The organism is uncultured Sulfitobacter sp. (genome assembly GCF_947502895.1).
Taxonomy (GTDB): domain Bacteria; phylum Pseudomonadota; class Alphaproteobacteria; order Rhodobacterales; family Rhodobacteraceae; genus Sulfitobacter.
Genome location: NZ_CANNBM010000001.1, coordinates 1,163,777 through 1,185,264, shown reverse-complemented (window position 1 = coordinate 1,185,264; position 21,488 = coordinate 1,163,777). Strand labels below are relative to the sequence as shown.

Below are 21,488 nucleotides of genomic sequence, written 5' to 3'. Positions count from 1 at the left end.
GGGAGTTTACCTTTGCTGGGTGTCGTGCAGATCGTGGTCGATATCAGCCTCGGCCAGACGCAATTTATGCTCTTTGCGCAGGGTTCTGAAATGGGCGAGGATCACCAAGACGATCATGATGGCGAGAATGGCGGCGATGGGGCGTTCGACAAAATCCAGCGGTGTTTTCACGCGGATCATGGCAGAGCGCAGTTTGACCTCCATAATGCCGCCGAGGACCATGCCGAGGACAATGGGGACCACGGGCAGATTGAGGCGTTTGAGGATCAGGCCCAACACCCCAAAGACGGATGCAATGGCGCAATCGACCACCGAGTTGCGCAGTGAATAGACGCCGACAAAGCCAAGGATCAGGATCACCATGCCCAGAAAGCGGGTGGGGATCTGGATGACTTTGGTCAGCAGGTTGGTGGAGAAGATCAGGAAGACGATCACGATCACATTGAGCAGCAGCATCGCGATATAAAGCGCATAGACGAAATCAAGTTGGTTCTGGAAAAGCTGTGGGCCGGGGATGACATTGTGCACATAGAACACCGACAGCATCATGGCGGTCAGCGCCTCGCCCGGAATGCCCAAGGCAAGTAGGGGGATCATGGCGGCGGCGGGAACCGCGTTGTTTGCTGCCTCGGACGCGACCAGGCCCTCGGGGGAGCCTTTGCCGAACATGTCGGGCGTTTTGGAGGATTTGCGCGCATAGGTGTAGGACAGGAATTGCGCGGTGAATTCGCCCACACCCGGGATCATGCCCATCAACACGCCAAAGCTGCCAGCGGCGGTGGCGATGCGTTTATAGAGCCAGATTTCCTTCATTGCGTTCATGATCCTGCCTTGGACGGGCAGGATTCTGGGTGCGCTGTCTTTTTCCGTGAGCAGCAGGAATGCTTGGCTCAGGGCAAAGAGGCCCAGCACCACAACGATCAGGTCAAAACCGCTGGTCAGCCATGTCTGTTCAAACGTCATACGCTGGTTGTATTTCACGTCCAGCCCCACAGTGTTGAGCAACAGGCCAAAGGCGGCAAGCATCCCTGCGGCAAAGACCTGCCCTCTGTGGGCGAGGACCACCAGAATGACGCCCAAGAGGGCAGCGAGGAAAATCTCGCGGCTACCAAAATGTGGCGCGATGAGGGCCAGCAGGGGGGAGAGCAGAATGAGGCACAGGATGCCGAAGACTCCGCCCCAAAAGGACGCGGAATAGGCAAGGGCAAGCGCACGCTGCGGCTCGCCGCGTTCGGTCATGGGATAGCCGTCATAAGTGGTAAGCGCGTTCACCGCGGTGCCAGGGGTATTGATAAGAATGGCGGGCAGCGCGCCGCCATACATGGACGAGCCGTAGATGCCCAAGAGCATCGTCAGCCCGACAATAGGATCAAGCGAAAATGTGGCGGGCAGCAGAATGGCGATGGCAACAGCCGCCCCGACACCCGGAATGGCCCCGATAATGACGCCCCCAATTGATCCGATCAGCAGGGCTGCCAACACATCCCACCGCATCAACAGCTCTGCGCCTGCGAATAGAGTTTCCATATGGGTGATCCTAGAAATACGTCAGCATGAAAGAGCGCAGCGCAGTCGGCAGTAGCTCGTAGAGCGCGCCGCCCGGTACTTTCACCTGTAGGAAGGTTTTGAAAATTAGGACAACGGCACACCCGAACCCCGCGGCGAGCAACAACATCTTTGCGCTGCGGTAGCCCAGTCGCCATGTCAGCGTGACAGCGACAAGGACGGTGGCGGGCAGATAGCCAAGCTGCGGTACAGCGATCACATAGGCCATGAACCAGCCTGCAAATTCGATGGATCTGATCCAGAACCACACCTCGCGCCAGCGGCCGTCAAGCGCGGGAGACACCAGCGAAGATACCAGATGCAGCGCCGAGAAAACCGCCATTGTGATGACGGCGGCGTAGGGCCAGAAGGCAGGTTGCGAGAAGAGTTTTGTATTGCCGACCCATGTGTTCTGCGTGGGCAGACTGAAAAGCAATGCAATGCTGAACAGTAAAAACATGACGCTGAACACAAGATCGCCCGGACGTCTGTACCGTTTGAAAAGATCCTGAAGTGTTTTCACCTTTTTCATCAGCACATCCCGAGGCTTGATCGTTTGATGAAAGGCGGGCCATGCGACCCGCCTTTCATTCTGCTATCCGGATTTAGAGCAGGGCTTATTCAAGCATCGCGTTGATTTTGCCCAGTGCTTCCGTGTCGACTTCGATCTGTTTGACCGTGTCGGCAGCGTCTTGCCAATACACCAGCGCGCCTGTCTCTTTCATGTAGGTCTTGGCGCGCTCCGAGGTCATCGTCTCTTTGGCGACGGCAATGATTTTTTCGCGCACGTCTGCGGGTGTGTCTTTGTGCACAAACAGACCGTTCCAAAGCGACAGGGAAAGGGATGGATCAAGCTCACCCACGGTTGGGGTGTCGGGTGTCAGGCCGATCCGCTCGCCACCGATGGAGGCCAGCACCTTGATGTCATCGAGACAGGGCAGGACCAGTTGCAGCGTGGTGTTCATCACGTCGACATCGCCAGAGGCCAGCGTGTTGCAATCAAGCATGTCGAACGCGGCATCAGCGGCGAAAGAAAAGCCCTTTTGCTTGGCCAGCGCCATTGTCACTTTGGTCGGAATGAGGGGGCCGCCGAAGTGGCCCAAAACGACATCGTTGTCTTGCGCGTGCGCTGCCAACTCATCAACCGTGGCGTAAGGCGCATCGCCGCCCGCGACGATCACGAAGGGGTAGGTGAGGAACGCGCCCAGAGGCTCGAACGGGTTCGGGTTAAGTTCCGGAATGCCGATGTTGGGGCCGATGATTGGCACGGCGAGAATGAAGGAGCCGACCGTGTAGCCGTCAGCGGGGGCTTTTGCCACTTCGACCGCACCAGGGAAAGGGCCGCCGCCGCCGCCAGGTTTGTTCACCACAGCTGCAGGCACACCGTATTTTTTCTGAAAGTCGTCGGCGATCATACGCGTCAGTACATCTTCGGAATCACCAGGAGGCCACGGAACGACAAACTCGACTGGTTTTTCCGGATATTCGGCCGCAGCAATGCCCGGCAGCACGGCCATGAGCGATGCAACGCTGGCCAAAAGTACTTTCTTCATTTCTGTCTCCCTGTTTTATCGGTGCGTTATTCACACCGTTGGTGTAATTTAGTTTGACGCAGATTTTAACTTCTGTCAACAATTCCAGCAGCACAGCTTCAACGCCTGATATGATAAACCTTGGTCACTGTGCGGCCGGCGGACTGTGTCTGGAGGTATTATTATACCCCATCCTGTCTAGCCGACCGCGAACCATATTCCCCGGAAAGGGTAACGCCATGAAAGATGATAACTTTCTCAAGGAAAATAATGCCCGCCACATGTGGCATCCGATGACGCATCCTGCGGATAGTCTGGCCAATCCGCCCAAGATCATTACGGGCGGCAATGGCGTACGCATTGTTGATGTAGACGGGAATGAGACGATTGATGCTGTGGGCGGGTTGTGGAACGTCAATCTGGGCTATTCCTGTGCGCCTGTGAAAGAGGCCATTGCCGCCCAGCTTGATCAGTTGCCCTATTACTCGACCTTTCGCGGCACCTCGAATGATGCGGTGATCGAGCTGAGTTATATGCTGCGCGAGTTTTTTGAGCCTGACGGGTTAAGCCGTGCGTTTTTCACCTCTGGTGGATCGGACGGCATAGAGATCGCGCTGCGCCTTGCGCGACAGTATCATAAAGTTTGCGGCGAGGCGGGTCGCACCAAATACCTGAGCCTGAAAAAAGGCTACCACGGTACGCATACAGGTGGTGCATCGGTGAACGGCAATCCGAATTTCCGCACACAGTATGAGCCGCTGTTGCCGGGCTGCTATCACATTCCTGCGCCCTACACCTACCGCAACCCGTTCAACGAGACCGACCCCGAAAAGTTGGCGCAGCTATGTCTGGCGGCCCTTGAGGACGAGATCAACTTTCAAGGGGCCAGCACGATTGCCGCATTTATCATGGAGCCTGTGTTGGGCGCTGGCGGCGTTATTCCGCCTCACGCCAGTTTCATGCCCGGTGTGCGCGAAATTTGTGACCGCAACGGTATTCTGCTGATCGCGGATGAGGTGATCACCGCTTACGGGCGCACGGGGTCATTGTCGGGGTGTCGCCACTGGGGCGTGCAGCCTGATTTCTCAGTGACGGCCAAGGCGATCACCAACGGGTACTTTCCTTTCGGTGCGGTCATGATCGCAGATCATATCGCCGAGGCGTTCGAGAATGATAAAACGGGCAAGGCGAATGTTGCCTCGGGCTATACCTATTCGGGGCATCCTGTGGGGGCGGCGGCGGCGATTGCCTGTCTGAAAGAAACCCAGCGCCTCAAGGTGAACGAGAACGCTGCCGCGCGCGGCAACGAGATGATGGCAGGTCTGGAAGCACTGAAGGTCAAGTATGACGTTGTGGGTGATGTGCGCGGCGGCGAAGGTCTGATGAACGCGATGGAGTTGGTCAGTGATCGCGCCACCAAAAAGCCGCTGGATGCCCCGCGCATCAAGGCGATCTTTGACGCCACCCATGCGGCGGGCGTGATGGTGCGCGTCTCTGGCCCGAACCTGATCCTGTCGCCCCCGCTGGTCGTCACCCAGCAGGACGTGGCCGATATTCTGTTTGCGTTGGACAAGGGACTTGCCGCTGCATGACCAGGGTTTTGCCCAACACTGCGCCTGTTGTCATTATTGGTGGCGGGATCATCGGGATGTCGACCTTGTACCATCTGGCGCACCGCGGCGTGCCAGCGGTCTTGATCGAGCGGCGACGCATCGCCAGTGGCACGACATGGCATGCTGCTGGCATCGTGGGGCAATTGCGCGACAGCACTGCGCAGACTGAACTGGGCAAATATACCGCCCGCCTGTTTCGTGATCTGGAAGAAGAAACAGGGCAGGGTACAGGATACAAGCAGAATGGGACGATCAACATATCGCTGAGCGATGTGCGTCACGAGCAGCTTTTGCGTGCGCATGATCATGCCACGCGGATGGGCATCCCCAGTCAGATGCTCTCACCCCATGAAGTAAAGGAGCATTGGCCCGCGCTGGTGATTGATGATGTGCAGTCGGGGTTTTTTGTGCCTTCCAACGGTCAGGTCAACCCGCTGGACGTGACCATTGCGCTGTCCAAGGGCGCACGCCAAAAAGGTGCGCACGTTTTTGAACAAACGCTGGTCGAGCGTTTGGAGATCAGGAACGGCAAGGTTGTGGCTGTGGTCACGGACCAAGGCACCATCGCCACCGAACAGGTCTTGATCGCGGGGGGGATGTGGTCGCATCTGTTTGCCAAATCCCACGGGATTACGGTGCCGCTGCACGCGGCCGAGCATTTCTATGTAGTGACGGAACCTGTGGCGGGCCTCCCCTCCAGCCAGCCGATACTGAATATCATGGAAGAGCGGAATTATTGGAAAGAGGATGCTGGCAAGATCCTGATTGGCGGGTTTGAGGCGCAGGGCAAGGCATGGGCCAAAGCCGGTATTCCGAAGGATTTCGAGTTTGACGAGCTGCCCTTTGATATGGAGCATGTCGAGCAAGACCTGATGCGCATGTTTGCGCGGATGCCATCGCTGGAGAACATGGGCATCCAGACGTTCTTTAACGGGCCAGAGAGTTTCACGCCTGACGGTCGGCCCTATTTGGGGCCAGCGCCCGAAGTGAAAGGCGTTTTTCTGGCAACGGGCATGAACTCGAACGGTATCCTGAATTCTGGCGGGACGGGCCTGACGATGGCGGAGTGGATGATCGACGGCGCGCCGTCACGATCTATGGCGCCGTTGCTGGCTGCGCGCGCACATCCGTTTCAGGCCAACACCCGCTATAATCAGGAGCGTGCGGCGGAAAGCGTGGGCTTTCACTACGGGATCAGCTGGGCGGGGCGGCAGGTAGGGTCTGCCCGTGGTGTGCGTCGCGTGCCGCTGCACCGCGCGCTGAAAGATGCGGGCGCTGTCATGGCGGAGCGTATCGGTTGGGAAGTGCCGATGTATTTTGATGCAGACGACCCGACGTGGTCTGATGTGCCCTCCTTGCGGTGGAAGCCGTGGTCGGACCGGATCAAGGCGGAGTGTCTGGCCGCCCGCGACGCCGCTGTGCTGCTGGATCAATCGATGTACGGCAAGATTTTGGTACAGGGGCCTGATGCAGTGCGCGCGCTGAACCGTGTGTGCGGTGCGCAGATGGATATGGATGTAGGCATTTCTGTCTATACCCAGTTTCTGAACGCAAAAGGCGGGATCGAGGCGGATGTAACTGTAACGCGGACCGCGCCCCAGTCTTTCATAGTGGTTACAGGCCACCCCAGCCAGATGCGTGACCAATGCTGGATCAGGGATAACGCCGACCCTGCATGGCAGTTCGAGGTGGTTGATGTGACCTCGGGCTATTCGCTGCTGACGCTGCACGGCCCTTTATCGCGTAGCATCCTGCAATCACTCAGCGGTGATGATCTGTCGAATGTGGCCTTTCCCTTTGGTGCTGCGCGCCTGATTGACGTGGCTCATGCACGCGGCTGGGTGATCCGCCGCTCGTTTCTGGGAGAGTTGGGGTATGAGATGATGTTCCCGACGGAGTTTACAGAAGGGGTTTATGAGGCGCTGCTGGAGGCAGGTGCGCCCCACGGTCTGCGCCATATGGGAATGTTTGCGATGAATGCCTGTCGCATCGAAAAGGGCTTTCGTCACTTTGGCCATGACATCGGCGAAGATGATACACCGTTTGAGACGGGTCTGGGGTTTGCGGTGAAGCTGGACAAGGTGGAGCAATTCCTCGGGCAGGAATGCCTTGCCCGCCAAAAAGCCGAAGAAGGCCCTGCGACCAAGCACCGAACGGTTGCGATCAAAGTGCCGGAGCTTGACGCGCAGGACGGTCCCTATCTGATCCATAATGAGCCGATCTGGAAAGATGGTGACATTGTCGGGCATGTTACCTCGGGGGAGTGGGGATTCCGACTGGAGGCGATGGTCGGGCTGGCGAGCATTGAGCGTGAGGGCGGTGCGTCAAAGGCGTGGATCGACGAAGGCGGATTCGAGGTGCAAATTGCGGGCAAAATCTATCCGGTGATTGCGCAGCTTGCGCCATTTTATGACCCAAAAGGCGAGATTATGCGGGGTTAAACCCGTTTCGGGAGGAAGAATATGACTGATAAGACCATTCTGATCGTAGGCACATACGACACCAAAAACGACGAGCTTGAGTATATGGCCACGCGTATCCGCACCTTGGGCGGGGGCGTGATGACGATGGATATCTCGGTGCTGGGCGATCCTGAACAGCCCACGGATGTTTCCAAACACCAAGTGGCCGAGGCGGGCGGTAGCACAATTCAGGCGCTGATAGATCAGGGCGAGGAAAGTGTCGCCATGCAGGCGATGGCGGATGGTGCAAGTGCGCTAGCATGTGCATTGCAGGCGCAAGGAAGGTTCGATGGCGTCGTCATCCTTGGCGGATCTATGGGGACGGATGCGGCGCTGGATATCTGTCAGGCTTTGCCGCTGGGCGTACCGAAATACGTCGTCTCTACGGTAGCGTTTTCACCGATTATTCCTGCGGACCGGTTGTCTGCGGATATCCAGATGATTCTGTGGGCGGGGGGGCTCTATGGCCTGAACCCCGTGTGCAAAGCGTCGCTGTCGCAAGCGGCGGGGGCTGTATTGGGTGCGGCGCGCGCGGTTGAAATGCCCGATAACCGCCGCCCGCTGGTAGGGATGACATCGCTGGGATCTTCCTGCCTGAAATACATGAAACTGCTGAAGGCCCCGCTGGAGGAACGTGGATTTGATGTGGCGATTTTTCATGCCACGGGCATGGGTGGCATGGCGTATGAGAGTATTGCGCGCAACGGTGGTTTTGCATGTGTGATGGATTTTGCGCTGCCTGAATTGGGGAACCTGCTGGCGGGGTCCGTGATTAACGGTGGCGAAGACCGGATGTTGAATGCAGGGGCTGCGGGTATTCCGCAAATCGTGGCACCGGGGTGTCTGGACCTGATTGATTTTGCGGGCTGGCAGGAAATTCCCGATCGCTACAAGGACCGTCCATTCCATCCGCACAACCGTTTGATCGTTTCGTCCGGTTTGAACGCGGAAGAACGGCGCGAGACAGCGCGCGAGATCGCCAAGCGGTTGCAAGCGTCGGACACGCCTGCTCATGTGATCCTGACCAATCAGGGGATCGAGGAGTGGGACAAAGCGGGTGGCCCTGCGCATGACCCCGAAGCCTTTGGCGCGTTCTGTGACGAGATGCGCCGCGTGATGCGGGACCCGATCATGTTCACCGAGTTGGACTGCCACATCAACGATCAGGCCTTTGCCGACAAGGCGCTGGAAATCTTCGACGCATGGCTCGCTGACGGCACAATCAAGACCGGAGCATAAGATGAAAGACACCCCCCCCGATCGCGACGCGCGCTATGATGTTCTGTTCGAGCCTGTAAAGATCGGGCCTGTTACCGCGCCCAATCGCTTTTTCTCGGTGCCGCATGCGACGGGGCATAACCCGCTGATGCCCAACGGCTCTATCGGGATGCGCGAAATGAAGGCCGAGGGTGGCTGGGGGGTCGTCTCGATGCAGCTGGCCGAGATTGACCCAACCTCGGACATCTCGAACCTGCCGATCGAGAAGTTCTGGGATGACACGGATGTTGCATCCCATGCATTGCTGGTGGAGCGGATCAAGAAGCACGGCGCCCTGACAGCGATCGAGCTGGCCCACACTGGTATCCGCGCGCGCAATATGGACACAGGCACGCCAGTGCTTGGGCCATCGTCAATGCGTATCCTCAAGCCGCAAAACCCGATCCAGTCCAAAGCGATGGACAAACAAGACATCAAACAATTCTGCGAAAGCCACAAGCGCGCGGTCCACCGCGCCAAGCGGGCGGGCTATGACATGGTTTATGTCTATGCTGCCCATGATGCGGCGCTGGTCTGGCATTTCCTCAACCCGATGTACAACCGCCGCACGGATGAATACGGCGGATCATTCGAAAACCGCCTGCGCCTGCTGCGCGAGGTTCTTGAAGACACGATGGAGGCAGCTGCGGGCGATGTGGCTGTGGCTGTGCGCATACCTGCCCATGATTTCAAAGCAGGCAGCCCGTTGACCTATGACAACGAGGCCCGCGCCGTCATTGAAGCTCTGGCCGAGGTGCCTGACCTGTGGGATGTCAACGTCGCGGGCTGGCCGCGTGACAGCGGCACCTCAAGGTTTGACGACGAAGGGCATCAGGAAAAATACACCAGTTACGTCAAGCAAGTGACGTCCAAGCCAGTGGTTGGCGTGGGGCGCTATACGTCTGTTGATGCGATGGCGGGGCTGGTGCGCAACGGAGTGTTTGATCTGATTGGTGCGGCGCGCCCGTCGATTGCTGATCCGTTCCTGCCCAACAAGGTGAGAGAAGGCCGCATTGACGACATCCGCGAGTGTATCGGATGTAATGTCTGCGTGTCGTCAGACGCCTATTCCGTACCGCTGATGTGTACGCAGAACCCGACGATCAGTCAGGAGTGGCGGCGCGGCTGGCACCCCGAGAATATCCCGCAGGCGCCAAGGGCCGAGAATACGTTGATTATCGGCTCTGGCCCAGCGGGGCTGGAATGTGCGCTGACGCTGGCCAAGGCGGGCCACAATGTGACCATTGCCGAAAAGGAGGCCGAGTTTGGCGGGCGGGTCAGACTGGAGCGCACGTTGAAGGGGCTGGCTGCTTGGGGGCGGGTTGCAGACTATCGCTTGTACCAATTGCAACAGATGGCGAATGTATCGCTCTATGCCGAAAGTGATATTGCGCCCGAAGATGTGGCCGAGTTCGAGGCGGATAACATTATTGTCGCTACTGGTTCAAAGTGGTGCAATAGCGGTGCAGGGGCCACAACCTTTACCGCTATTGACGGGTTTGCCAAACATGCGATCACGCCTGACGAGATCATGGCCGGTGCAGAAGTGAACGGCCCTGTCGTGATCTATGACGACGATCACTACTATATGGGTAACGTACTGGCGGCGCATTTGGCGTCAAAGGGGCATGAAGTGCATTTGGTCTGCCCACTGCCGTCCATCGCGGAATGGATGGGTTATACGCTGGAGACGCCGCGTGTTCTGGATGAAATGATCGCGCTGGGCGTGCATATGTATCCCAACACCACGGCGCAGGCATGGCAAGGATCGGCGTTGCATGTAACGCGCAGTGATACGGGTGCGCAGATGCCGCCAATTGCGGGTGCTACACTGATTACGGTCGGGGTGCGCAACCCGTCTGACGGGTTGCTGGGTATGCTAAAGAACATGCCTGAACTGACAGACAAGGTCAGCGGGATCGGCGATTGTCTGGCCCCTGGCATTATTCAGGCGGCGGTCTTTTCAGGCCATGCCGAGGCGCGCAAACGCATCGGCGGGGAGCCCGAGAACGGGATTTACAAGCGCGAGACGCCCGTGCTGTTTGCACGCTAGGGCATGGGGGTGCCTTTTAGGTGTTTGCCGGCATTGTGATCTGTTTGTCCTGTGGCAGCAGCGCGTTCATTTCCGCAATATGTTCGGGCAGGCATTTGGTCAGAAAATCGTAATGCTTGATCACATGCTTGCGCGCTGCGGGTCCGAGGTGGGCGAAGTCCTGTGGCCGCTCCAGAACTTCTACGACCTGCTTGGCCAAGGCGGCGGGGTTGTGAAAATCGACCAGCAGGCCGGTTTCGCCATGTGTCATTGCTTCGCGCACAGGCTCTACGTCTGCGGCGACGATTGTAGCCTGCATCGACATTGTTTCCAGCAGCGACCATGACAGCACGAAAGGCATTGTCAGATAGATGTGGCAGCGGCTGATCTGGATGATTTTCTGGTATTGGTCATAGGGCACCTGACCCAGAAAATGCACACGGCTCCAATCAATGCGGTGGCCGACTTCGGCCTCCATCTCGCCGCGCAAGCCGCCGGGTGATTTGCTTTTTGCGCCGTAGGACACCTCGTTACCGCCGATGACAAGCACGCGTGCGTTTGGCCGCGCCTCCAGAATATCGGGCAGGGCGCGCATGAACTGGTGAAAGCCGCGCATGCGTTCCAGATTGCGGGCCATATAGGTCACGATTTCATCATCGCGCCCTACCGGTTTTTCAATCCGCCCCAGTTTCAGAACGGCTTTTGGGTCGGGCAGCAGTTTGTCCGTGCGAATACCGTCATGGCAGACATAGATCTTGTCGTGCATTTCTGGCGGAAAGCAGTCGCGCTGCCATTTGGTGGGGCTCAGGCCACGGTCAACAGTCAGAATATTGGCGGCAGGCACTGCATTGCGCGCCTGCAACAAGAAGGGCGTGTGGGCGTTCACCGGCTCTTCCTTGTCAAAATTCACTGGCCCGCCGTACAAGCGGTAGTAATACTCAAAGAAACCGATAATCGGCACATCTGCCCAGAGTTGTTTGAAAAACGTCAGCTCACCCCAGCCTACATGCCCTACGATCAGGTCGGGTTTGAACCCTTCCTCGCGTTCGATCTGCTGGGCGGCCATGACCGCGCCAAACCCCGCGCCTGTTGCTTCCTCCCAGACTTTGCTGAGTCCGTAAGCATCTTTGGCTGGCGTGCGGTGGGGTTTGTAAATCCGCGTCTCGACCCCGTCGAGCTTGGCAGGTTTCAGTCGTTGGGTCAGGAAGTAGATCGTGTGTCCGCCCTGCGCCGCCAGCCATTGCACCAGCTCACGGTATTGGCCGGGCATATTCTGGTGCACAAACATAATATTCATAGCGCGTTGCGCCTTTCAATAGATCGAAATAGCTTCAGATAACCCCAAGCATGCGGCTTTGGCAAATACCTGCTATTTGCCTGACCAGACGGGGTCGCGTTTTTCCGCAAAGGCGCGCGCGCCTTCCAACTGGTCGTCGGAGGAATAGAGGATATCGACACTGCGCAACTGCCGCTTGGTGATACGGTTCATGGCATCTGCGAATTTGGCATCCTCTGCATCGCGCACGATCTCCTTGATGGCGGCATACACCAGCGGCGGCCCCGAAGCGAGAAGGCGGGCCAGCTCCCATGCGCGATCCATCAACTGATCGCCCGGCATGACTTCGTTAATCAGGCCCCAGCCTTTTCCCTCGTCCGCGTCAAACCAGCGGCCAGTCAGCAGCAGCTCCATCGCGATGTGATAGGGGATGCGCTTGGGCAGCTTTACGCTGGCCGCGTCGGCGACGGTGCCAGATCGTATTTCAGGCAAGGCAAAGGTCGCGTGGTCGGCAGCGAGGATCATATCCGCGCTCAACGCCAGTTCCAGCCCGCCGCCACAGCAGATTCCATTCACAGCGGCAATCACGGGCTTGTTCAGACCGGGAAGTTCTTGCAAGCCGCCAAAACCGCCGACGCCATAATCTCCATCCACCGCATCGCCGTCTGCGGCTGCCTTGAGATCCCAACCAGGGCAAAAGAACTTGTCACCGCCGCCTGTGATGATCGCTACGCGCAGATCGGGATCGTCGCGGAAGCTGGCAAAAACCTCGCCCATGGCGCGTGATGTTAGCAGATCAATTGCATTGGCTTTCGGACGGTCCAGCGTGACCTCCAGAATGGCGCCCTCGCGGCGTGTTTTAATTGCATCCATCGTTATTCTCCTCAGGCTTGGCGCAGCAGCGCATCCACGGCAATTGCGCCATCGGGTGTGCACATCAGCGGATTTATCTCTACCTCGCTTACGCGGGCAGCATTGGCAATGACGTAGTCCTGAACCGCCATTACAGCGGCGATGATCGCGTCCAGATTGGCAGCGGGTTTGCCGCGATATCCCGCGATGAGGGGCCAGATGCGCAGGCTGCGCAGCGCGGACTCGACGGATTGTTTGCTCGCAGGCACCAGAAGGGAGGTCGTGTCTTGCCACAGCTCTGTCAGCACGCCGCCTGCGCCTAGCGTCAGGACAAAGCCATGCGCAGGATCGCGCACAATACCGACCAACAGCTCGGCCACAGCGCCTTGGACCATCTCTTCAATGAGGTAATCGCCTTGTGGCATCTGGCGTGCTGCCTCAGCCAGCGTGCCATGATCCAACCCGATGCGCACACCACCGGCCTCTGATTTATGCGCAAGCCCTGTGACTTTGAGCACCAAAGGGGCGGTCAGTTCGGCGGCCTGTACGTGCAAGGCATCAATGCCCTTCGCAGCGCCGCCTTGGGGCACGCGCAAACCAAAGGCATTTAGGGCTGATTTTGCATCGCTTTCATCGACCATGCCGGTTTCACGATCTGCGCCAGGTAGCAGCACCGGCGCTTGTGGGGTGGCGGCAGGTCGGGCGGCAAGGGCTGCGGCAGAAACAGCTTCGCGCAGACCGTTGATTGGCACAACACCGCCTGCCATTAATTGTGTTGCCACATCGACCGGCATCAATTCAGGCAGAGTTGCGACAACGGCAACAGGTCTGCCGCTGATTGCCCGCACTGCGAGGGCTGTTTGGGTTGCGCAGTCCCAATCCGAGGCATCCGTATGAGGGTAATCCACGATAATCATTGTCAGCCCGATATGTGGCGCTGCCATAGGTAACCAGGCGGCTGTCATCTTCTCAACATCCCGCCAAACATAAGTATGATAGTCCAATGGATTGCTAAGTGCGACCATCGGGCCCAAGGCCTGCGCTAGTGCATCGCGCTGAGGCAGCGTCAGCGGAGGAAATTCGAGGCCCGATCCAACGGCAGTGTCAGCAGCAAGGCTGGCCTCTCCGCCCGAGCAACTGATCGAGGAGAGCGTAGGCGCATCCAGCCGCCCGACCATATGCATTAGTTTGAGGGTTTCCAGAAACACGGGCAGGTCCGAGACCCGCGCGATCCCCAGACGGGCAAGCAACGCGGAAGCTCCCGCATCGCCCCCTGCAAGTGAGGCAGTGTGTGATATCGCAGCTTGCTGGGCCTGATCCGAACGCCCGACTTTGAGGGCGATCAACGGCACCCCTTTGGCCCGAGCCTTTTCTGCCAAAAGCTGCCATGCTGTCAGGTCGCCAAAGCCTTCAATATGTAGACCTATCGCTGTAACACGCGGGTCTTCCAGCAAATCGGCTGCGATCTGCGCTTGCGAGGTTTGCGCCATATTTCCGCAGGCCACGACATAGGCCACAGGCAAACCACGTTGCTGCATTGAAAGGTTGATCGCAATATTGGAAGACTGCGTCAGGATCGCTACGCCACGCTCGACCCGAGTGCACCCATGCTGGTCAGGCCATAAAAGCGCGCCGTCCAGTGCATTGATAAAACCGTAGCAATTGGGACCCAAGACAGGCATCTCACCCGCGGCTGCGATCAGCTGGTCCTGCAGATCAGCAGCTGTACCGTCCTCTGCCGCTGCCTCGGAGAAGCCTGAGGCAAAGCACACAGCACCACCTGCACCCATCGCCTGCAGATCGCGCACCACACCAACTGTAGCATGCCTGTTCACACCAATGAAAACGGCGTCAGGCGCATGGGGCAGCGCGGCAATTTCTGTCACGGCATCAATACCTTCAACCACCCCACCTCGCGGATGAACAATGTCAATGCGCCCCGTAAAGTTCATCCGTCGCGATTGGCGTACAATCTGCGCGCACCAAGCTCCGCCACCTACGACGGCAATAGACTGCGGTCTGAACAAACGCGAAAGGTCATGCGCCATGCAATCCGTCCTTCCAGAAGAGATTCCTGCCTTCGGCGAGAGCATTTATGGCCAGAAAAAATAACCATATATTAACTAGAATCGCACAGTTTTGACGGTGCGGAACAGGCCGGAGGGCCGATGGCCGTGCCAGGAGAAATAGCGCCGCTGTTTTCTCATGGGGGGCTCTGATACGGGCCCCCCTATTTTTTCTGGCCACAAATCCTCCGGGGGAATCTGTGCGAAGCACGGATGGGGGCTGGCCCCCGCCCACGTCGACGCGCGTGCGCGGCGAAAAACCTTTCACGCACCCAAGGCCCGCAGCATCTCGCGGCTGATGATGTGCCGCTGGATCTCCGACGTCCCATCCCAGATCCGTTCCACACGGGCATCGCGCCAAAACCGCTCCAGCGGGTAGTCATCCATCAGCCCCATGCCGCCATGCACCTGTATCGCGGCGTCTGTCACACGCGCCAGCATTTCGCTGGCATAGAGCTTTGCACTGGCGATTTCGCGGTTGGCTGGCAGTGATTTGTCCAAGCGGTCGGCGGCAGCAAGTGTCAGCAAATCGGCGGCATCGATCTCGGTCACCATGTCGGCCAGCTGGAATGATACGCCTTGGAACTTGCCGATTTTCTGGCCGAACTGTTCGCGTTCAGCGGCATAATTCAGGGCGTAGTCAAACACGCGGCGCGCGCGGCCTACGCTCATCGTGGCAACGGTGATGCGCGTGGCATAGAGCCACGTGTTCATCACTTCAAAGCCACCGTCGACTTCGCCCAGCACCTGGGCGTTCGGCAGACGGCAATCATCAAATTCAAGGATCATGTTTTTGTACCCACGGTGGCTGACCGATTTATATCCGTCGCGGATAGTAAAGCCGGGTGTGCCACGGTCGACTAGAAACGCGGTGATCCGCTTTTTAGGGCCTTTCGGTGTCTGGTCTTCGCCCGTTGCGATAAAGACGATGATAAAATCCGCATGATCGGCGCCAGAGATAAAGTGTTTGGTGCCGTTCACCACCCAATCGCCACCATCGCGCACCGCGCTGCATTTCATGCCGCGCACGTCAGAACCTGCACCTGGTTCGGTCATGGCAAGCGCGTCCATTCGCTCTCCGCGCACTGCGGGCATGAGATACCGCTCGATTTGTTCGCCTTCGCAGGCCATCAGGATATTTTGAGGGCGGCCGAAGAAATGGTTCAGCGCCATAGAGCCGCGGCCAAGTTCGCGCTCGACCAGTGCAAATTCCACGTGGTTCAGGCCAGCACATCCGACGCTTTCGGGAAAGTTGCAGGCGTAGAATCCCAGATCAATTGTCTTTTGCTTGATCTCTTGGGCGATCTCGGCGGGAACTTCGCCGGTACGCTCGACCAGTTCCTCATGGGGATAGATCTCTTTTTCCACGAAGGTCCGTACTGTGTCGGCGATCATCCCGTGTTCTTCTGTCAGGCCGTAAATCATTCTGTCTTCCTGCTGTTAATTCTGTCGGGACCGCTTGCTGATGCCTAGCCTGCGTAGTCCGAATTTTCCGTATCCAGTATCGCCTTGAGTTCGGCCAGATGGCGCGCGTCCTGTTCGGGGTATTCCTCCAACTCGCGCGCTGTTTTTTCAGCGATCTCATCGCTGATGTGGCGCAGAGGAAGGCCGGTTTGCAGGGCGCGGATATAGGTCTCGGCGGCGCGCTCAAAATAATACAGGCGGTTGAATGTGTCGGCCACCGTATCGCCGATCACCATGACACCGTGGCTGCCCATGACCATGACCTTCTGCTTGGGGTCGGTCAGCAGTTTGGCACAACGGGCACCTTCGTCGGCGAAGGCGAGGCCGCCGTAGTCTTCATCAATCACCACGCGGTTGAAGAAGGTACAGCAGTTCTGGTCAATAGGGGGCAGGCGGCTGTCTTGGAGACAGGCCAGTACTGTCGCAAAAATAGAATGTACGTGCATAACGCAACGGGCATGGGGGCAGGCGGCGTGTACTCCGCCGTGCAGACCCCATGCTGTCGGGTCCGGTGCGTTCGGCCCCTCATAGGTTTCGGGATCGTCGGCATCGATCAGCAGCATGTCGCTTGCCTTGATCCGGCTGAAGTGCACCTGATTGGGGTTCATCAGAAACTGTGTGCCGCTGTCGTTCACTGCCAATGAGAAGTGGTTTGCGACCCCTTCGTGCATGTTAAGTCGCGCTGTCCAGCGAAACGCAGCCGCCAGATCGACGCGTTCCTGCCAGTGGTCCATGTTTGGCTTCATCTGTGTCACGGTCATGTTCTAGCCTCTTTCGTTTCATTGAACGGACCATTCCAAATGCGCCCTGTCCATCCTGTTTGCGTCATGTGTCGATGCGTTTGCTTGGAACCCATGTGTATCCGTTTTCACATAAGATGTATGCCTCGTGCAGGCCGTGTGGTTTGTCTGTCGGCTCTTGCAAGATTGTGCCGCCAGCGGCCTTTGCCCGCGTGCAGGCCTCGGCTGGGTCTGTTTCATACAGGCGCAGTTCGACCCCTGCGCCGCGGGGGGGTGTTTCGGGCAGCAGGCCCAGCATCGGGTTGGAGTGATACGTGCCATCGCTGTGTAGCTGAAATACCTGATCGCCATAGGTCATGATCGCGAAATCGGCTGTGGGCTGGTGGGCTTTCATGCTAAAAACAGTTTCTAAAAAGGTAACTTGGGCTGCGACATCGCGCACCAGCAGGTTCACGCCCATGCCGCGCAGGCTGCGGCCGAAATCGCCAGCATCTACTGTGTCATATTCCATTGTGCGCCTCCCGCTTGTACCTCTGCGTACCCTGTGGAATATTGGGACATGACACAAGCATCTTTCCCCGCATGGCCCGATGTGGCCGCTGATCTGGTCCATGTTGCTGCGGGCCGCGCGCCTGCCGAAATGATCATTCGTGGCGGCATCTGGGTCAATGTACACACCCGCGAAGCCCTACCCGAGTATGACATCGCGATTACCCGTGGCCGCATTGCATTTGTCGGGCCGAGTGCGGATCACTGTTGCGGTCCCGATACGCAAATTATCGAGGCGCACGGGCGCTATATGATCCCCGGTCTGTGCGACGGCCATATGCATATCGAGAGCGGGATGCTGACCCCCGCCGAATTTGCCCGTGCTGTGATACCACATGGCACGACCAGCATGTTCACTGACCCGCACGAGATCGCCAATGTATTGGGTCTTGAAGGCGTACGGATGATGCATGACGAAGCCTTGATGCAGCCGATCAACATCTTCACCCAGATGCCCTCCTGTGCGCCCAGTGCGCCGGGGATGGAGACAACAGGGTTTTCCATCACTGCGCAGGATGTGTCCGAGGCGATGCAGTGGGAGGGCATTATCGGGCTGGGCGAGATGATGAATTTCCCCGGTGTGATCGGTGCTGATCCGCAGATGTTGGCCGAAATTGCTGCCACGCAAAACGCGGGTAAGACGGTGGGCGGGCACTATGCCTCGCCGGATCTGGGGCCTGCGTTTGCGGCCTATGTGGCGGGTGGCCCTGCGGATGATCATGAAGGCACCTGCGAGGCGGACGCGATTGCGCGGATGCGGCAGGGGATGCGTGCGATGATCCGCCTCGGGTCGGCTTGGTATGATGTAGAGAGCCAGATTACTGCCATTACCAAGCGTGGTCTTGATCCTCGGGGGATGATCCTGTGCACGGATGATTGTCATGCGGCCACGCTGGTAAATGACGGTCATATGAACCGCGTTGTGCGCCATGCAATTGCGTGTGGGTGTGACCCGTTGATTGCCTTGCAAATGGCAACGATCAACACGGCCACCCATTTCGGGCTCGAGCGTGAGATAGGTTCGCTCACGCCGGGGCGGCGGGCCGATGTGATCCTGAGTTCGGATCTGACGACGCTTCCCATAGAGACTGTTATTGCGCGTGGGAAGGTCGTGGCCGAAGGCGGTGTGTGTCTGGTAGATTGTCCGCATTATGACTGGCCCCGCGATGCGCGCCAGACTGTGAATATGGCGCGTGATCTGGAGGGGGATGATTTTACGATTACGGCCCCCGCGGGAGCGAACGCTGTTACGGCCAATGTGATTGGTGTTGTCGAAAATCAGGCGCCGACGCGTGCATTGCAATTCGAGCTGCCTGTGACCGAAGGGCGTGTGACCGCCCACGGTGATGTGGCACAGATTGCGCTGGTAGAGCGGCACCGCGCAACGGGGGGCGTCGTGAATGCGCTTGTCTCAGGCTTCGGGTATACGGGATGTATGGCGATGGCTTCGACCGTGGCGCATGACAGCCATCATATGATTGTCGTTGGGACGGATGCCGACCAGATGGCGCTGGCGGCGAACCATTTGCGCAGTCTTGGTGGCGGGATTACGGTATTCAAGGATGGTGCTGCGCTGGCCACGATTGATTTGCCAATTGCGGGCCTGATGTCGGATAGCCCTGCCGCCGATGTCGCGGCAAAGATGGACGAAATGATGCAGGCGATGCGCGATTGTGGATGCACGCTCAACAACGCCTATATGCAGCACAGCCTGCTTGCGTTGGTGGTGATCCCCGAATTGCGGATATCCGATCTTGGCCTGGTCGACGTGCGCAGCTTTGAATTTATTGATGTGATTGTGTCATGAAGATATTTGCCACCAACCTGTCTGCGCTGATGCCTGAAGGAATTGCGCTGCCGTCCGAGTTGATCGCGGCATTTGACTGGCTGGAGGATCAAGGCTGGCACCAGACCCGAGGAACGGGCGCGCCAGAGGAACATACGCTGCTGATTTATCCGCCAGAGCATCAGAACCATCCTGTTGCAAGCCATGTGGCATTTGGCGGCACGACTTTGCCCTACACAGGGCATTGGTCAGCGCCCGACCCGCAGGTCGATGCGCGCATTGCCGAGATTGGCGAGACATCAGGCGATGGTGGGCGTGTCGCAATCTGGTTGGACGACAACGGCAAGCAACAGTTCGTTCACATCGGGCATGACAGCCTTGGGGTGATCACAGATGATCCACTGGTATTGTTGCAATTCCTTGCCATGGGCTATCCCGAGCCGGGGTCGCTTGTACGGTCTGATATTACTCCTGTCGCGGCCTATCTGGAGTATCACGGGGTCGTGCGCCTTGAAGATTTCGGACCTGAGGAGCAGCCGGTTTTCCCTGTCGCGTTTCAGGGGTTTCTCAAAGAACGGTTCGACCTTGATATGCCTGCGACAGCGCGTGATCTGGGGATCGCTGATTTCCCTGAATACGGTGACGACACCACCAGTGATCCCTTTGCCCGATGGATCAACAAGGCCACACCAGAACCGAGCGAAGCTGATCTGGCCTATGAAATGGAATTGATGCGCACGATTGAGGCGCTAGACCTCAAAGACGATGACAGCTCGGAGACGATTATGGGCAAGATCGGCTCTTTGTTCAAAAGCAAGGATAACAAAGAATGAAGCAGTACCAGATTCTGACGCCGGATGCCCCCCAAGCAGAAGCCTTCACCGATGCCACCGCTGCTGTGGACCGATTGACCGCGCTGTATAGCGATGCCGTTAATTTCTTGCGTGAACGCTTTGCAGAGGCCATGCAGGACACCCAGCCCGACACTCGCATCCGTGCCTTCTATCCCGAGGTGCGGTTTACCACCTCGTCCTATGCGCAGGTGGATACAAGGCTGAGCTTTGGGCATGTGTCTGGCCCTGGCACCTATGCCACCACGGTCACGCGGCCTGATCTGTTTCGCAATTATCTGATTCAGCAGATTGGCCTGCTGATTGAAAACCACGGGCAGCCTGTGCTGATCGGAGTGTCCGAGACGCCGATTCCGCTGCATTTCGCCATGACGGCCGAAGCAGGTGTGACTGTACCTCAGGATGGCGCTGCTGATTTCACCCTGCGTGATGTGTTTGATGTACCAGACCTGAGTACCACCAACGATGATATCGTGAATGGCACGTATGTTCCTGTGGAGGGTGTCGGCCCTCTGGCCCCCTTTACCGCCCAGCGCGTGGATTATTCGCTGGCGCGCCTTGCGCATTACACGGCGACGGATCCAGACCATTTTCAATGTCACGTGCTGTTCACCAACTACCAGTTTTATGTGACCGAGTTTGAGGAATATGCTCGTGCTATGCTGGCTGATCCCGATAGCGGCTATACCTCTTTTGTTTCGACGGGGGATCAGGAGATCACGCAAAGCGACGGGGTGATCCAGACACCGCTGAAGCTGCCGCAGATGCCGACCTATCACCTAAAACGCGCTGATGGTTCTGGCATCACGCTGGTGAACATCGGGGTTGGGCCGTCCAATGCCAAAACGGCGACCGACCATATCGCGGTGCTACGCCCGCACGCCTGGCTGATGGTGGGCCACTGTGCGGGGCTGCGCAACAGCCAAGCCTTGGGTGATTTCGTTCTGGCCCATGCCTATCTGCGCGAAGATCACGTGCTGGACGATGATCTGCCCGTCTGGGTGCCAATCCCCGCGCTGGCCGAAATCCAGATCGCGTTGGAGAATGCCGTGGCGCAAGTGACCCAGCTGGAGGGATACGAGCTTAAACGTGTGATGCGGACAGGCACTGTGGCCACAATTGACAATCGTAACTGGGAGCTGCGCGACCAATCCGGTCCTGTGCAAAGGCTTAGCCAGTCGCGTGCTGTTGCCTTGGATATGGAAAGTGCGACCATCGCCGCCAACGGCTACCGCTTTCGCGTGCCCTATGGCACCTTGTTGTGTGTGTCTGACAAACCCTTGCATGGCGAACTGAAACTACCTGGCATGGCGTCCGACTTCTACAAAACGCAAGTTTCGCGGCATTTGATGATCGGAATCCGTGCGATGGAACAGCTGCGCGGAATGCCGCTTGAGCGGATTCATAGCAGGAAATTGCGCTCTTTTGACGAAACGGCCTTCCTCTAGACGGGTGGGGAACGA

General features: G+C 58.0%; 16 protein-coding genes. 7 read left to right on the top strand and 9 right to left on the bottom strand.

Annotation, left to right across the window (positions count from 1 at the left end):
* Window positions 1-6 precede the first annotated feature (6 nt).
* From Q0903_RS05875 to Q0903_RS05865, 3 genes are all read right to left on the bottom strand, one after another.
* On the bottom strand, window positions 7-1,527 hold the full coding sequence (locus Q0903_RS05875; RefSeq protein ID WP_299026393.1) for a tripartite tricarboxylate transporter permease: 1,521 nt from the start codon (window positions 1,525-1,527) through the stop codon (window positions 7-9).
* 10 nt (window positions 1,528-1,537) lie between these two features.
* A complete protein-coding gene (locus tag Q0903_RS05870) occupies window positions 1,538-2,077 on the bottom strand; it encodes a tripartite tricarboxylate transporter TctB family protein (RefSeq protein ID WP_299026391.1) in 540 nt (179 codons plus the stop codon).
* Window positions 2,078-2,162: 85 nt separating this feature from the next.
* Window positions 2,163-3,098, bottom strand: a complete 936-nt coding sequence (locus Q0903_RS05865; RefSeq protein ID WP_299413683.1) for a tripartite tricarboxylate transporter substrate binding protein — start codon at window positions 3,096-3,098, stop codon at window positions 2,163-2,165.
* Window positions 3,099-3,316: 218 nt separating this feature from the next.
* On the opposite strand from Q0903_RS05865, the gene Q0903_RS05860 reads away from it, so the two are divergent.
* From Q0903_RS05860 to Q0903_RS05845, 4 genes are read left to right on the top strand one after another with little or no spacing between them, the layout of a single operon-like run.
* A complete protein-coding gene (locus Q0903_RS05860; RefSeq protein ID WP_299413680.1) occupies window positions 3,317-4,669 on the top strand; it encodes an aminotransferase class III-fold pyridoxal phosphate-dependent enzyme in 1,353 nt (450 codons plus the stop codon).
* Complete coding sequence (locus tag Q0903_RS05855; protein WP_299413677.1) at window positions 4,666-7,131, top strand: FAD-dependent oxidoreductase; 2,466 nt, start codon at window positions 4,666-4,668, stop codon at window positions 7,129-7,131. Before Q0903_RS05860 ends, Q0903_RS05855 begins: the two co-directional genes overlap by 4 nt.
* Window positions 7,132-7,152: 21 nt before the next feature.
* Entirely contained in the window at window positions 7,153-8,391 is a 1,239-nt protein-coding gene (locus Q0903_RS05850; RefSeq protein ID WP_299413674.1) for a Tm-1-like ATP-binding domain-containing protein, read from the top strand.
* A gap of 1 nt (window position 8,392) precedes the next feature.
* The gene (locus Q0903_RS05845; RefSeq protein WP_299413672.1) at window positions 8,393-10,462 is read left to right on the top strand and encodes an FAD-dependent oxidoreductase; all 2,070 of its coding nucleotides are present in this window, start codon (window positions 8,393-8,395) and stop codon (window positions 10,460-10,462) included.
* A gap of 16 nt (window positions 10,463-10,478) precedes the next feature.
* Here Q0903_RS05845 and Q0903_RS05840 read toward each other — a convergent pair whose 3' ends face one another.
* The 6 genes from Q0903_RS05840 to Q0903_RS05815 all read right to left on the bottom strand — a co-directional run bounded on the left by Q0903_RS05840 (window position 10,479) and on the right by Q0903_RS05815 (window position 17,350).
* Window positions 10,479-11,738: a glycosyltransferase family 4 protein gene (locus Q0903_RS05840; RefSeq protein ID WP_299026374.1), complete on the bottom strand. Its 1,260-nt coding sequence runs from the start codon at window positions 11,736-11,738 to the stop codon at window positions 10,479-10,481.
* Between the two features lie 72 nt (window positions 11,739-11,810).
* Window positions 11,811-12,590 (bottom strand): carnitinyl-CoA dehydratase, encoded by a 780-nt coding sequence (locus Q0903_RS05835; protein ID WP_299026369.1) that lies wholly within the window; start codon window positions 12,588-12,590, stop codon window positions 11,811-11,813.
* An 11-nt stretch (window positions 12,591-12,601) separates the two neighbouring features.
* Window positions 12,602-14,617, bottom strand: coding sequence for an acetate--CoA ligase family protein (locus tag Q0903_RS05830; protein WP_299413668.1), 2,016 nt, complete (start codon window positions 14,615-14,617; stop codon window positions 12,602-12,604).
* Between the two features lie 282 nt (window positions 14,618-14,899).
* Window positions 14,900-16,060, bottom strand: coding sequence for an acyl-CoA dehydrogenase family protein (locus Q0903_RS05825; protein WP_299413665.1), 1,161 nt, complete (start codon window positions 16,058-16,060; stop codon window positions 14,900-14,902).
* A gap of 44 nt (window positions 16,061-16,104) precedes the next feature.
* On the bottom strand, window positions 16,105-16,860 hold the full coding sequence (locus Q0903_RS05820; protein ID WP_299413662.1) for a class II aldolase and adducin N-terminal domain-containing protein: 756 nt from the start codon (window positions 16,858-16,860) through the stop codon (window positions 16,105-16,107).
* 64 nt (window positions 16,861-16,924) lie between these two features.
* A complete protein-coding gene (locus Q0903_RS05815) occupies window positions 16,925-17,350 on the bottom strand; it encodes a VOC family protein (protein WP_299413659.1) in 426 nt (141 codons plus the stop codon).
* 48 nt (window positions 17,351-17,398) lie between these two features.
* Between Q0903_RS05815 and ade the strand changes: the two genes are divergently transcribed.
* From ade to Q0903_RS05800, 3 genes are read left to right on the top strand one after another with little or no spacing between them, the layout of a single operon-like run.
* The gene (ade, locus tag Q0903_RS05810; protein ID WP_299413657.1) at window positions 17,399-19,195 is read left to right on the top strand and encodes an adenine deaminase; all 1,797 of its coding nucleotides are present in this window, start codon (window positions 17,399-17,401) and stop codon (window positions 19,193-19,195) included.
* Entirely contained in the window at window positions 19,192-20,007 is an 816-nt protein-coding gene (locus Q0903_RS05805; RefSeq protein ID WP_299413654.1) for a hypothetical protein, read from the top strand. The genes ade and Q0903_RS05805 overlap by 4 nt, the downstream gene beginning before the upstream one ends.
* Entirely contained in the window at window positions 20,004-21,473 is a 1,470-nt protein-coding gene (locus Q0903_RS05800) for an AMP nucleosidase (protein WP_299413651.1), read from the top strand. Before Q0903_RS05805 ends, Q0903_RS05800 begins: the two co-directional genes overlap by 4 nt.
* Window positions 21,474-21,488: the final 15 nt, after the last annotated feature.